Here is a 13,427-nt window from a genome sequence, read left to right as displayed (position 1 = left end):
TGCCCGCCCTCATCGTCCCGATCAGGGCCGTAAGATGATCGGCCGCACTTGTGTCGGCCGACCATCGCTGCACAATCGCCTTATCTTTCAGGCCGCGGGTGACCTATGATGTGATCTTCAGCGGCGATGACATGCCTGATAACTCCCCGGATCTTTGCCGTCTGCGCTATGCGTTTCTTGCTTGCGGTTGAGGCATGGGAGTTTCCGCACGGCAGCCGACGCACTCGAGACATTGTGGCGCCAACTGCAAGTCATTTGGCGCATTTTGCTGTTCCCCCTTCAATGCGGCCAGATAAAATGAATCGAGACCACCGCTTCCCGTGAGAGCGGGGTGCGGGCGGCAGATCAAATGTGGGCAATCGTCAGCCTCGTCAGATCTTATGGGGTCGAGAGTGATCGCAGCGCTCGATGAATGCGCTGAAAGGAAAGGCGGTGGCCGTGAGCGGAATTCCGGCGGATCGGTGCAAGATGCCCCAGGCGTTCTGGCGGGCCTTTTCGGAGGCCGGGCTAAAGCCGTCCGCCATTCTGCGTCAGGCCCGGCTGCCGGCGATCCTCCACCTGAACCCTCGAGCGCTTTTGTCTACGGCTCAGATTTTTGCAATCTACAAGGCAGTCGAGGTTCTCACCGATGATCCCGGCTTCGCCATCAAGTTCGTCAAGGCGTTCGATCGTTCTGGACATCAACCCGCATTTTTGGCGGCGTGTTACGCAGCCGACTATCGCAACGCATTGGGTCGCATAGTGCGTTTCAAGCGGCTCAGCCCATCCGAAAGGTTCCTCATCTCCGAGCGTGACGGCGAATTCACTCTGTCAAAGGAATGGCCCTATTCGCCGGAGCCGGAGCCCGCGATCTCCATCGATGCCTCGTTCGCCTTTGTGATCGAACTCGGGCGCAAAGGCACTGGCCAGCATATCACGCCCGTTCGAATCGATTTCGCTCGGCCTGGCCCTCGCAGCGCGGATCATGAGGCATATTTCGGATGCCCGATCCGGTATGGGGCACGAAGGAACTTGATCGTGTTGAGGTCCACTGACCTCGACCGGCCCTTCCCGGGCCACAACTCGGAATTTCTCGACCTGCTCATGCCGGGCCTAGCCGCTGCGCGAAGCGATCTGGACGCTGAGTGCACGTTCTCCGAACAGGTAAAGATCGTTCTCAAGCGGAACCTTGCGAGCGGTCGGCCCGAGGTGGCCGAGGTCGCCCGCGACCTCGGCACGAGCGAGCGGACTTTGCAACGCCGCATCACCGAGGAGGGCACCACATTCCGAGCGCTTCTTTCTGAAGCGCGGCGTGAGTTGGGAGAGCAGTTGCTGTCCGATCAGTCGATCAGCATCGATGAAGTCGCAATTCTCCTGGGCTACCAGGATACCAGCTCATTCTACCGCGCCTTCAAGGACCGGGAGGGCGTGACGCCGCACAGTTGGCGGAAGCAGAACGCCCAAGGGGCCGGTTTTCGAACAGCGCCGGCTGGGGCGCTTCCGTACTGACTGGGTGGCCATGGCCCGTATTCGATTCTGAAGCCAGCATCGGGCGCGAAACGCCGCTAACGAGCGAGCGACACGATGGTGCCTGACGGACCGCAAGGGCGCGGGACGGTGCGACCGCGGTGGCGCCCGGCACCTCCCTCCGCATTGGGAGCAAATCTGATTGGCGCGATCTGCAAGTAGGTTGGCGCGAGAAGCGAATGCGAGGGGTGAGCCTCTGAACGTACGGTCATCGGGCGATGCACGACGACCGCGCTCGCCGCCAGGGACGCTCTCGAGGCAGACGGGTGTCTGCTCCGGGGCCGGCCACGTGCTGGTCCGACGCAACCACAAGTTCAACCCATGAACAGGCTGAAGGGCCCGACCGCTGAAGCGTGAGGCATTGACTGGAGAGAGACATGCAAAACGACTCCGACCTCGAGCGTATCGCTGAGCCCAGCAGGCCCGACCATCCAACGTTCACCCGGCGAAACGCGCTTATCCTCGGCGCAACCGTTGTGGCCGCTGCATGCGTAGACGCTCGCGTGAATTTACTCCTGGCGGCAAATCACAAGAGCAAGGACCATCCCATGAACAATCCACTCAATACAGCTGAATACATCCCGGTAAGCGCGCCGACCTCGTTCATTTGCGTGAGCCCGATTGTCTTTTCGGTGCCTGGGCGCGAGACGGAGCTGCAGCTGAAAGTCTCGGTGCCAATAAGTGGAAGCGAGTTGCCGATTGTCCTCCTCTCGCACGGCCACGGACAATCGACCTATCTCTCCTCGCTGCGTGGTTACAGCCCGCTCGCGGACTTTTACGCTGCGCACGGATTTGCCGTCATCCAGCCCACGCACCAGGACTCGAAGGCCCTCGGGCTCGACCCGAATGGGCCGGAAGGCCCATTGTTCTGGCGATCCCGCGGCCAAGACATGCACTTCATCCTCGACCATCTGGAGGAGATCGAGGCCGCCTTTCCCGGGCTCGGTGGCCGGCTGGACCGGAGTCGCGTCGTCGCAGTCGGACATTCGTTGGGCGGCCATACCGTGGGCATGCTTGCGGGCATGCGGGTCAAGGATCCCGTCGATAGCAAGGAATGGAATCTGATCGATCCGCGCGTTAAGGCGGCCGTTTTGCTCGCGCCGCCTGGCAACGGGGCCGATCTCGCGGCATTCGCGTCCCAGCACTATCCGGTGCTGCGGAACAACAGCTTCTCCGAGATGACGACGCCGGCCCTCGTGGTCGCTGGCGATCAGGATCAGAGTCCCCAGTTTTCTGATCGACAGGATTGGCGTGCCGACGCGTACACGTTCAGCCCAGGCCCGAAGAGCCTGCTCACGATGTTCGGCGCGAAGCACGCACTGGGCGGTGTTTCCGGTTATGACGTGCGCGAGTCACAGGACGATGATCCCGAACGACTTGGTGTCGTCCAACGGGTCACCTGGGCATATCTTCGCTCCGCGCTCTATCCCGGAGATCACGCGTGGCGCGAGGCGTCCGCGGCGTTGTCGATCAGACCCAATCCGCTGGGCAAAATCCAATCCAAGTGAGGTGTACGGGCGACGATTACCGCAACTAGCCAACAGTGCCCAGTGATTCACCTATTTCGGGCATGCAGACGCCTGCCCTTCACGACGACTCCGAGCTGGCGCGTGCTGCCTGCTTGATCCAGAGGCGCCCACATCGGGCGTCTCCAGCAGTCCGGTCAACTCATGAAGCGAGCAAACCAATTGAGTATCTCGCTGGGCTCCCTTTGAAAATAGGTGTAGCCGTCCCACCGTCGGGTTGTTCCTTCGATCCAGAACAGCTTTTTGTCCGCAGCCGGCATGTTGTCGTACATGGCCTGAACGTCCTCCGGCCTCGTGTAGACATCCTCGCGGACTTGGTACAGCAAAGTTGGAATCGTTACGCTTCTCGCCCAAAGAACGGGCGAGAAATCATCGAGCCTAAAGCTCGTGTGAAGACGGATACGTTCTTCCAAATCGTCAATGTACCTGGCCGGAATGCCGAGCCGCTCCAGCCCACGTTCGAGTGCGACGCGGCTGGACAACGGCTGCGGGGCGACCATGCAACGCACATCCGTGAAGTGTTCTGGACGGCGTGTCATGGCGAACATGGTGGCATTGCCACCGACACACCGGCTGAAAAGCCCAATCGTCATGTTGCGCGTGTCTTCGCGGGTCCGCAGGTAGTTCAGCGAGCCGATGACATCTCGGGACTCGAAGCGCCCGACAGAGAAGATGCCGCCATTGGCTGTGCCGCTCTGACCGAAGTTGCGCAGATCGTATGCCAATATGTTGTAGCCGGCATCATGAAGGATCTTGTAGTCCGGCACGAAGTCCACCTCGAAATCATTGCCGGCCGAGCCGGCGAACGAGCGCCAAGGTTCCAGATGCGAGGGAAGGCCGGCGCGATTGAACCAGCGCGGATGGTTCGCGATGATGATCTTTTCAGACCCGGCTGCCGGAATGAACCATCCCTCGAGCGGAATACCATCCTCCGACGGGAAAAACACATCCTCGTATTTCAAGCCCGCCTCAGCGGGGAAGTGCATGATCGGCGCGCGTGGCCAAGAGCGAAAGCCGTCGGCGATGGTCTGCAGCGTCTGTTCGATCTCACTCTGCGGCATGCCGGTCCGCTGGTCGGCCTGCTTCGGTTTGTCGGGCGATATGGGCATCGACTTACCTCTCTGTGTTTGCGCCGGGTCGGCGGCCGAATGGGCTGTCATGAGCACTGGTGTAATCGCGCCTGCCAAAACCAATCGGCGGCGAGAAATTCGCGCTTGCGATCGAGAAGCCTTCAAGAGATCACGATCGAGCATGATGTGCCTTTCTCTTCGGCGGCGGGCAGCGCGTAGGTGACTGCTCGTTGCAGCAGAGCCATCCTGATTGCCCATCTGTCTAAGGAAACGCTCTTCTAACTCGAGGGTTTTGCTCCATCCTGCACGAGTTTTGTCTTATTCTCCCGGTGTGCCGGTGGCTCATGGGCGGGTGGCTCGTCAGGATTTGTCGCTGTGCTCACTTGAGCACAATTTTCACGCCGAAATTAGGTGAGCTCGACCGCATCGCCCTTGTCCGTTCGCCCGTTGCTTGGTCCGGATCGAGCGCGGAGCGCGTCGCGCTTGGGCGGCATCTGAAAAAGACGGCTATAGTCGCGCGTAAACTGAGAAACGCTTTCGTAGCCCACCTGGAACGCAGCGCTGCTTGCAGAAGCGTCTGTTTCCAGCATCAGTCGGCGCGCCTCCATGAGACGGAGCCGCTTTTGATATTGTCCCGGCGTCAGTGACGTCATGTGCTTGAAGTGTTTGTGGAAGGCGGTGAGGCTCATTGCTGCCGCCTCCGCGAGCCGCTCGACCGGCATGCGCGATCGGTACTCGGCCCTTATAATTGCGATTGCAGCGGCAAGGCGGCTCGCGTGACTCGCCGGATCACAAAGCGCCCGCATGGCGTCGCCGTGCCGTCCCGATAACAGCCAATAATGCAGCTCACGCATGATGCCTGGACGCAAGAGCGGAATGGAGTCGGGTCGATCAAGCAAGCGCATCAGCCGCGACATGCAATCCAGTGCAGCGGCGTCAGTGTCATCAGCAAACAAGGTATGTGCCACCGCGTGCCGTTTGACGGGCGCGTCGTCCAAACGCGCTGCGACTTCACAAAGAAGCGCCGTTTCCAGTTCGACAGCGATGGCAAGATAGGGTTCGCTCGGGCTTGCCTGTATGATCCGTGTGGCGAGCGGCATGTCCGCGCTTATTATGACGTACTGCCCGGCCGAAAAGACCCGCTCTTCCCGCCCCACGATCATGCGCTTTGCACCTTGCAGGACCAGGATGACAATTGGTCGGCAGACTGCCTGCAAGTCGCCGGTCGGTGATTCCACACACTTCATCATCAATCCCTGCACCGGCGTCAGCGCCAAGCCGTGGGAATCTGCATGTTGGCGAGCGTAAGCCTGGATCGACCCCTTAAGGAACTCCACGCGCTACCTCCCTTGAATTTGGCTCAGATCTAGTACCGACATGAGCCGAGATCACCCGCGCGACAGGATCAGGCAAGTTTTGTGTAGCCGTTGGCAAGCTTCCGCCCAAACTTTTCGATAGAACTGCGGTGACAGGGATCGTCGCTTGCACGCCGGACAAGTCCACTGGCGAGCTCTTCGGATCGCACGCCTCCCACGGATCCCTTCAGCTTTGGAACGGCCTGAATTTGCCGCCCGGCTGCAATGGCGGCCAGACGCCATCGTCTGGCTCCCGGTAGCCCAAACGTGTGGAGCAGCGCGCCATGAACACGACGATAAATTGAGGCCATGCCATGACCGGAAGCGAGCATATGCCAGCCAACGGCCAAGCCGACAAGGATGAGGACGGCTTCGGCTCAAGTACTTTGATCCTATCCCGCCGCAGTGCGCTGCAAGGAGGCTCCGCCATAGTCGCCGCCTCCATCTTCGCCGATCGCTCCACGCCCGCGGAAGCGGCCACCACTCTGCAACCATCGCCGCTGCCGGTGGCGCCCGCCCATGCGCTGACTTTGCACACGACGGTCAACGGCACCCCAATCGAGGTGGAGATCGACGCGCGTACATCCCTTCTGGACTTGCTGCGCGAGCGCCTCGCGCTGACAGGCGCGAAGAAGGGCTGCGACCACGGTCAGTGCGGTGCGTGTACGGTTCATGTCGACGGGCGGCGCGTGGCGTCATGCCTCACCCTGGCCGCCAAGATCGAGGGTCGCGAGGTACTTACCATCGAAGGCTTGTCCGAAGGGGATACGCTGCATCCCATGCAACAGGCCTTCATCGATCATGACGCGCTCCAGTGTGGCTACTGCACGCCCGGCCAGATCATGGCTGCTGTCGCGTGCGTCAACGAAGGCAACGCGACCTCGAAGGAGCGCATCCGCGAGTACATGAGCGGCAATATCTGCCGGTGCGGCGCCTATGTCGGCATCGTCGCCGCGATCGAAGACGCTGCCGCAAAGATGCGGAGGGACTGAGATGCAATCCTACAGCTATGTGCGGCCCACAACACCCCAGGAGGCCGTCGATGCATTCGCCCGCGCCGGCGACGGTGCGCGATTCATCGCTGGCGGAACGACGCTCTTCGACCTGATGAAGCTTAGTGTCGAACGGCCCCAACACCTGATCGACGTCACCGCGATCGGCGGCTTCGACAGGATCGAGACAGACGGCGATCGGCTGCTGTTCGGGGCGCTTGCGCCGATGAGCGCGGTTGCGACCAATGAACTCGTTGCACGCGACTATCCGGTGCTCGCCGAGTCGCTGTGGAAGGCTGCGTCACAGCAGGTGCGCAACATGGCGACGGTCGGCGGGAATCTGCTGCAGCGCACGCGCTGCATGTATTTCAGGAACGGCGCGAACGGCATCTATCCCTGCAACAAGCGCGACCCCGGCAGCGGATGCGCTGCCATTGGCGGGATCGATCGCGGCCAGGCCGTGCTTGGAACCAGCGATGCCTGCACCGCCGTCTCGCCCGGCGACTGGCCGGTTGCTCTGGTAGCGATGGACGCTTCTGTCGAAATATTAGGACCGAACGGAACACGCTCGCTGCCGGTCTCTGACCTCTACCGGCTGCCGGGCGACACGCCGCACCTGGAGTTCACGCTGGCTCCAGGTGAGATGATTGCAGCAATCGAGATCCTGAAAACCAAAGCCGGCGTTGCTTCGGCCTATCACAAGATCCGCGATCGCGAGTCCTACGCCTTCGCGCTCGCCTCGGCAGCGGTCGCTCTGGAAATGAGCGGCGACCGGGTCGAACGGGCGCGGATCGCGCTGGGCGGCGTGGCCACCCGGCCCTGGCGGGCACCAGAAGCGGAGAAGGAGCTTGCGGGCAAGCGTCTGACGCCTGAAGTCGCGCTTGCTGCCGGCCGCGCCGCTTTCGCGGAAGCGCGTCCGGGACGGCAGAACGGTTTCAAGATCGAACTTGGCGCGCGTACGCTGGCCGACGCGCTGCTCATCGCTGCTGAAAGGGGCCGCTCATGAGTACCGCACCATTTTCTGGCCGCGCACGTGTCGACGCGCACGCCAAGGTGCGCGGTGCGAGCACCTATGCCGCTGATACACAATTCCCCAGACTACTCTACGCGATGACGGTACCCTCCCCGATCGCCAAGGGCACGATAACCTCGCTTTCCATCGAAGCTGCCATGCGCGTGCGGGGCGTCGTGCGCGTTCTTACCTCGGCCGACTTCCCGCCGCCGCTGCCACCGGGTGACCACGGCGACCTTCCGGGCACGCCTCGACCAACGCTGGAAACCCAGATCGCCTATCGCGGGCAGCCCGTTGCCATTGTCGTCGCGGAGACGGTTGAAGCGGCCATCGAGGGTGCCGAGGTGGTCAGGCCCAGCTTTGAGCCGGAGCCCTTCGCCTGCGTCATCGGCAGCCCCGGCGAAAGCCGCGAACCGGCTGAGGATCTGACCGCCGGCGACGCGGCGCAAGCCCTAGCCGGCGCCGCGACGATTGTGGAAGCCGAGTATGTGTCTCCCACGCAGCACCACAATCCGATCGAACTGCTCTCGACTACTGCGGTGTGGGCGGACGAACGGCTGACAATCTACGAAGGCTCGCAGAACACGGGCGCGATCAAGGTGGCGGTTGCGCGCACGCTCGGGCTCGATCCGGCACAGGTTGATGTGAAAAGCCCAACTGTCGGCGGGGCGTTTGGTCAGAAGGGCTGGGTGCAGCGACAGACGGCGCTTGTTGCCCATGCTGCCATGTTGATTGGACGGCCCGTTAAGCTTGTCCTGCCACGCGGCCAGGTTTTCCATCTCGCGACCTTTCGGCCCAACACGCGGCACCGAATCCGTTTGGGGGCGGATGCCAACGGCAAGATGATTGCCGCGCGCTATGAAGTTGAGCAGCAGCAATCGCGTAACGGCGGCTTCCCCGCTACCGACTATCATGAAGGGGCGATACGACTTTACGGGATCGCAAACTATCACGGCGCCGCCACGAACATTCGTATGGATACGCAGCCGCCAGGTCACATGCGGGCGCCCTACGAGCACCCTGCCTGCTTTGCCTTTGAGGGCGCGGTCGATGAGCTGGCGTACAAACTCGGCCGCGATCCCGTCGAGTTCCGGATCGCGAACGATACGCAGGTCGATCCTCATACCGGAGCGCCGCTATCGTCCCGGTTCCTGAACGAGTGTTTCCGCCAGGGCGCCGAGCGCTTCGGCTGGGCGCGCCGAACGCCCGCCCCTGGATCGATGACGGATGCTGACGGCACGCAGATCGGATGGGGTGTGGCGTCGGGCCTCTACCCGTCGCTGATTCATCCGGCGATTGCGACGCTCAGGATCGGTGCCGACGGCAGCACGCGCTTCGCAATCGCCGGTCACGAGTTTGGCCAGGGTATCCGCACCGCGCTTACGGCGGTGCTGACGCGCGAGCTGCAGATCGAGGCAGACAGGCTGGACATTGCCATCGGGGACACGACGGCTGCGCCGCAGCATCTCACCGCAGGATCATGGGGAACGGCCAGCGCCGTACCCGTCGCGGCGATGGCCGTCGAGCGGATGCGATCGGCTGTTTCCGAGCTGCTTGACGGCCGCCCGATCACTGGCAATCTCCATCAGCAGCTCGCCGCCGTGCGCCGTCCGTTTTTACAGGTCGAGGTCTCGCAACTTGGACCGGGCCAAGACGCCGCGGCACTTGAAGAGCTGAAAAGCGGCGGATTCGCGGTAACCGGTCCCGCATACCCAAACTTCACGACGATGAGCTACATCGCGCATTTCGTAGAGGTACGCATCGAGCCGCGCACCAGGCGCGTCCGCGTGCCGCGGGTCGTGAGCGTGGCCGATTGCGGGCGCGTCATCAGTCCGCGCACGGCAGCCAGCCAGGTGCGTGGCGGTGTCGTCTGGGGAATTGGCCACGCCCTCCGGGAAGCGACCGAGGTGGACCCGCGATATGGCGGATATCTCAACAATGACCTTGCCGATTATGTGCTGGCGGTGAATGCCGATATCGGGGAGATCGAGGTCGGTTTCATCGACGAGCCCGATCCGCTGTTCAACGCGCTGGGTGTCAAATCTCTGGGCGAAGTGGCAATGGTCGGCGCCGCGGCGGCGGTCGCCAATGCGGTCTTCCACGCTACCGGCAAGCGGCTGCGCGAGTTGCCGATCCGTATCGAGCATCTGCTGTAGGTCGAACGATGTCCCGCCGGGTGAGCACATGCGACAGATGAACCGCCGTGAAATCGCTGTCGCGGGCGCCGCGGCCGCATTTGTCGCGCCGTGGGCGGCCGCCAAAGCAGCCTCCGGGACTCAGCAAGGTGTTCAGATGGTGCCCGATCCAATGTCCTCGAGTCGATTCGCCGAACCTCTGATCCGGATCGGAGAAATCGCTATCGCCAGAGAGAATGACGCCGCGCTCGACGGCTATTTCGCCCCGGACTTCAAGATCCACGGGCCTGGAGGCGAGCTGACCTACGAGGAGCTCAAGGCCTATTTCGCCGCCCTTCGCGCCGCCTTCACAAACCTTCAGGTTCAGCGTGCGGCAATCGGCGAGAGCTCATATCTGGCTGCCCGAACCATTTTTTCAGGAACCTTCGCCAACGTGCTCACCCAATCGCCTGTGGGGCCGTTGCAGCCGCACGGCAAGCCGGTCGAATGGGAGGTCATGAACCTCTTTCGCTACAATGAGCAGGGCCGTCTGGCGGAAGAGTGGGTGCGATATGACGTCCGGGATCTCCTGCAGAAGCTCGGCGCCGAATGAGCGATAGTCGGACGGAAGTTCGATTTGAAGCATCATCGCTTCCCGACACACCGCATGACGCGTCGTTAGGGACTCCAGGCTGACCTCGATGACGATCACGAGATCGCCAATTGTTCCAAAGGGACTCGATCCACTCCTCCTTCAAGCCTGCGCGATGCGCCTCGGACGCGCAGAGCGTCGCGCTTCGGCGGTGCCTGAAACATTCGGCGATACTCGCGGGTGAACTGCGAAACACTCTCATAGCCGACTTCGAAAGCTGCGCTGCTCGCCGAAAAGCCCTCGTCGAGCATGAGTCTGCGCGCTTCGATGAGCCGGAGTCGCTTCTGGTATTGTCCTGGCGTCAGTGACGTCAGGTGTTTGAAATGCTTATGGAAGGCAGTGAGGCTCATTGCTGCTGTCTCCGCGAGCCGCTCGACCCGTATGCGTGACCGATATTCGGCTCTGAGCGTCGCAATGGCCTCGCCGAGGCGACTGGCATGGCTGCCCGGATCGGCAAGTGCGCGCAAATCGGGACCGTGGCTGCCTGACAGAAGCCAATAGTGAAGCTCGCGCAGGATCCCGGGGCGGAGCAGTGGCGCCGCCTCGGGCCGATCCAGAAGGCGCATCAGGCGGACAGCGCAATCCAATGCCGCGGCCTCGGTGTCACTTGCGAACAGAGTGCGGATTGCGGATGGGCGCGGCGCGCGGGCGCTGCCGAGCTGAGCCGCAACCTCACGCAGGATCGCCATCTCAAGCTCGACCGCGATCGCCAGATAGGGTTCGTTCGGGCTCGCTTGCTCGATTTTTCCCACCACCGGCATGTCAGCGCACACGATCACGGACTGGCCGGCGGAAAAGACGCGCTCCTCCCGCCCGACAGTCAAGCGCTTGGCGCCCTGCAGGACGAGGCAAACCAGCGGCCGGTAGATCGAATGAAGCGTACCCCGCGGCGTCTCGACGCACATCATCCTGAGGCCCGGCACAGGCGTCAGCGCTAAGCCGTCGCCGTTGCCATGAGCGGAGGCATATGCCCGAACGGCCTGTTTGAGTGAGTCCATGCGATCTCTCCTGCAACGCAGATCGACCATAGCATAGGTGCGGTCGGACATCACCTAGACTGTAGAATCCGGCAAGTTTTGCGGATGCTTGGGCAAGCCTAAAGATAGGTGATGACAAATGAACGATGCCCCTCGCACCCCGGACGGCGAAGCCTTGACCGATCCGATCCTCACCGTGTTCCGGGTGAACAACCTGACGCTGACGTGGGGCGACCGGCTCGTCGCGCCGCTCGGGCTGACCAGTGCTCGGTGGCAAATTCTCGGTGCAATTGCCCTCGCCGACCGTTCGCAGCCAGTGGCATGGCTCGCCCGCGATCTCGGCGCGAACCGGCAGAACGTCCAGCGCATCGTCAACGATCTCGCAAAGGAAGGCTTGGTCGAGTTCCAGCCCAATCCCATCGTCGGGCGCACCTCGTCGTGCTGACCGAGAAAGGACAGCGAACCTACGACGCTGCGATCAGGGCTTACGACCCGCGTGCCAACGCGCTCGCAGAAGGGCTACCGATAGAAGACATCAAAACCACGCACCGCGTCATGCTGGCGCTGCGGCAAAAACTTGAAGGCGACATCGATGCTGAAAAGCACGGCTGATCGCTATGGCGCGATCCCCATCACGATCCACTGGCTAAGTGCGATCCTCATCTTTGTAGCGATTGGCACCGGGTCTCAGGCAGGCAACGCTATCGACCCGGCATCCAAGGCCGCGTTCCTTCGCATACATATACCGGCAGCGATCATTGCCTTGCTGCTGACCCTGTTTCGCATCGCTGGTGGTGGTTCTCCGACAGGAAGCCCTTGCCGGTAAAGGGCTCGCCGAAATGGCAGGAGCGGCTAGCGCGCGCTGTTCACCTTGTGCTCTATGTCGTCATCCTTGGCATGGTCACAAGCGGTATCGGCATGATTGGGTTGAGCGGCGCTGGCCCGACTGTGTTCGGCGACGGCGCAGGTCCGCTGCCGAACTTTCACGATTATCCGCCGCGCGTTCCTCATGGGCTAGGTGCCAACCTTCTGCTCGCGTTGCTTACCGCTCATGTAAGTGCAGCGCTCTATCACCAGTTCTTTCGCCGCGACGGGTTGCTCTGGCGCATGTGGTATGGGGGTGAGGTTGCCTGAGTCATAGCCGGATAATGGTGGCAGTCGGGCAGGGACGCATCTCGAAGGCCGGCGATACGGATGTGCGGCGTGTACTCTACGAGGCGGCGTCGGCTTTGATGACGCGCTTTAAGAGCAAGGACAAGCTCAAGACGCGGGGAACGGTGCTCGCGAAAGGGGGCAGTCACAGTGGTACGCAAGATGACGGTGATCATGCTCGCCATGTGGACGGACGGCTGGGCCATTCTGGCTTGAAGCTCATGGGATCAAGCCGTCCCGCAGCGCGACGAAGGGGCCGAGCTATGCAGACGATGCTCTGTTGATTCAGGGAGCCATTGCCGGTCAGGGTTTGGCTGTTGTGCGGGATGTATAAGCGACGGACGCACTGGCGGCCGGCAGCATCATGCTCGCGATCAACGCGCCCGTGCCGACGCCGGCAGGCTACTTCGTCGTTGTTCGTCCCAACAGAACCAACATTCCGAAGATCGCGGCATTTCGTCAATGGATCATGCACGAAGCTGGAGTCGCGCCGACAACTCAGTTTTGCCACGGCAACACCGTGGGTCCGCAATGGGCCGCATCCCGACCATCCTTGCGCTCGGTATGAGCGTCCGGACCTGGGCGCGACCTCGCTACAGCTTAGTCGTTGGCGATGTCTGCTTTCGCGTAGTGACGAAGGCATTCTCTACGGCCGACTTTCGGGCGCGTAGCGGGTAGTTTCCGTCCCCCCAAGTTGAGCCGTTCAGAGATTCGACCGCTCAGATGTCCGCAACCGACCTCAAAGCGGAAGTCCCTCGGCCGAATTTTTACACTCAAGACCCGCAGGCGTCGCTTCGTCAGAATCGTCTGCTCGCTTCCTAAAGCAAACCTTGCACTGCTAGCCCTGGTATCATCGCGATCGGCCTGACGTTCGATACGTCCCTTCACTGCGAAAGAGACCAGTCTGGAACGCTTCTTGACGCCGATGCCGTATGAGCTACAACTTTATCTTGTGCCGTGACCTCCCGAAGCCGGAGAAGCGCCGTGTATCCCAAATTTTTCGAACTGCGGGAGATGATCAAGGTGGTGGCCGTGTCCTGCGCCGCAGCCGTTTTCACTCCTGCCCGAACG

Annotated in this window: 10 protein-coding genes and 3 pseudogenes; 10 read left to right on the top strand and 3 right to left on the bottom strand. The window is 61.9% G+C overall.

The features are described from left to right. The first annotated feature begins 468 nt into the window (after nt 1–468). Together ABVK50_RS30040 and ABVK50_RS30035 are read left to right on the top strand one after the other, a co-directional pair. Nucleotides 469–1,488, top strand: a complete 1,020-nt coding sequence (locus tag ABVK50_RS30040; protein ID WP_353646596.1) for an AraC family transcriptional regulator ligand-binding domain-containing protein — start codon at nt 469–471, stop codon at nt 1,486–1,488. Nucleotides 1,489–2,054: 566 nt separating this feature from the next. After that, nucleotides 2,055–3,014 (top strand): alpha/beta fold hydrolase, encoded by a 960-nt coding sequence (locus ABVK50_RS30035; protein ID WP_353646933.1) that lies wholly within the window; start codon nt 2,055–2,057, stop codon nt 3,012–3,014. 155 nt (nt 3,015–3,169) lie between these two features. On the opposite strand, the gene ABVK50_RS30030 is transcribed toward ABVK50_RS30035, so the two are convergent. Both ABVK50_RS30030 and ABVK50_RS30025 read right to left on the bottom strand, forming a co-directional pair. Beyond that, entirely contained in the window at nt 3,170–4,093 is a 924-nt protein-coding gene (locus tag ABVK50_RS30030) for an alpha/beta hydrolase (protein ID WP_353646932.1), read from the bottom strand. A gap of 416 nt (nt 4,094–4,509) precedes the next feature. Next, the gene (locus tag ABVK50_RS30025) at nt 4,510–5,439 is read right to left on the bottom strand and encodes an AraC family transcriptional regulator (RefSeq protein WP_353646595.1); all 930 of its coding nucleotides are present in this window, start codon (nt 5,437–5,439) and stop codon (nt 4,510–4,512) included. A 350-nt stretch (nt 5,440–5,789) separates the two neighbouring features. On the opposite strand from ABVK50_RS30025, the gene ABVK50_RS30020 reads away from it, so the two are divergent. The 4 genes from ABVK50_RS30020 (at nt 5,790) to ABVK50_RS30005 (ending at nt 10,188) form a co-directional block, all read left to right on the top strand. Beyond that, a complete protein-coding gene (locus ABVK50_RS30020) occupies nt 5,790–6,449 on the top strand; it encodes a (2Fe-2S)-binding protein (protein WP_353646931.1) in 660 nt (219 codons plus the stop codon). A gap of 1 nt (nt 6,450) precedes the next feature. Next, nucleotides 6,451–7,455: a xanthine dehydrogenase family protein subunit M gene (locus ABVK50_RS30015; protein ID WP_353646594.1), complete on the top strand. Its 1,005-nt coding sequence runs from the start codon at nt 6,451–6,453 to the stop codon at nt 7,453–7,455. Next, the gene (locus tag ABVK50_RS30010) at nt 7,452–9,617 is read left to right on the top strand and encodes a xanthine dehydrogenase family protein molybdopterin-binding subunit (RefSeq protein ID WP_353646593.1); all 2,166 of its coding nucleotides are present in this window, start codon (nt 7,452–7,454) and stop codon (nt 9,615–9,617) included. The genes ABVK50_RS30015 and ABVK50_RS30010 overlap by 4 nt, the downstream gene beginning before the upstream one ends. A gap of 151 nt (nt 9,618–9,768) precedes the next feature. Next, on the top strand, nt 9,769–10,188 hold the full coding sequence (locus ABVK50_RS30005) for an ester cyclase (RefSeq protein ID WP_353646592.1): 420 nt from the start codon (nt 9,769–9,771) through the stop codon (nt 10,186–10,188). 95 nt (nt 10,189–10,283) lie between these two features. On the opposite strand, the gene ABVK50_RS30000 is transcribed toward ABVK50_RS30005, so the two are convergent. Continuing rightward, nucleotides 10,284–11,225 (bottom strand): AraC family transcriptional regulator, encoded by a 942-nt coding sequence (locus ABVK50_RS30000; RefSeq protein ID WP_353646591.1) that lies wholly within the window; start codon nt 11,223–11,225, stop codon nt 10,284–10,286. A 118-nt stretch (nt 11,226–11,343) separates the two neighbouring features. Here ABVK50_RS30000 and ABVK50_RS29995 point away from each other — a divergent pair. The 4 genes and pseudogenes from ABVK50_RS29995 (at nt 11,344) to ABVK50_RS29980 (ending at nt 12,924) form a co-directional block, all read left to right on the top strand. Next, a pseudogene (locus ABVK50_RS29995) lies at nt 11,344–11,816 on the top strand (MarR family winged helix-turn-helix transcriptional regulator). Beyond that, a pseudogene (locus ABVK50_RS29990) lies at nt 11,797–12,338 on the top strand (cytochrome b/b6 domain-containing protein). The pseudogenes ABVK50_RS29995 and ABVK50_RS29990 overlap by 20 nt, the downstream one beginning before the upstream one ends. Before the next feature lie 29 nt (nt 12,339–12,367). Then, nucleotides 12,368–12,554: pseudogene (locus tag ABVK50_RS29985) on the top strand (transposase); the annotation flags it as partial. A gap of 166 nt (nt 12,555–12,720) precedes the next feature. Then, a complete protein-coding gene (locus ABVK50_RS29980) occupies nt 12,721–12,924 on the top strand; it encodes a hypothetical protein (protein ID WP_353646590.1) in 204 nt (67 codons plus the stop codon). Nucleotides 12,925–13,427 lie beyond the last annotated feature (503 nt).

Origin of the sequence: Mesorhizobium sp. WSM2240 (assembly GCF_040438645.1) — a bacterium.
In the GTDB taxonomy this organism is placed as follows: Bacteria; Pseudomonadota; Alphaproteobacteria; order Rhizobiales; family Rhizobiaceae; genus Allomesorhizobium.
The sequence above is the reverse complement of the archived record's forward strand: the minus strand, read 5'-3'. Positions and strand labels throughout refer to the sequence as shown.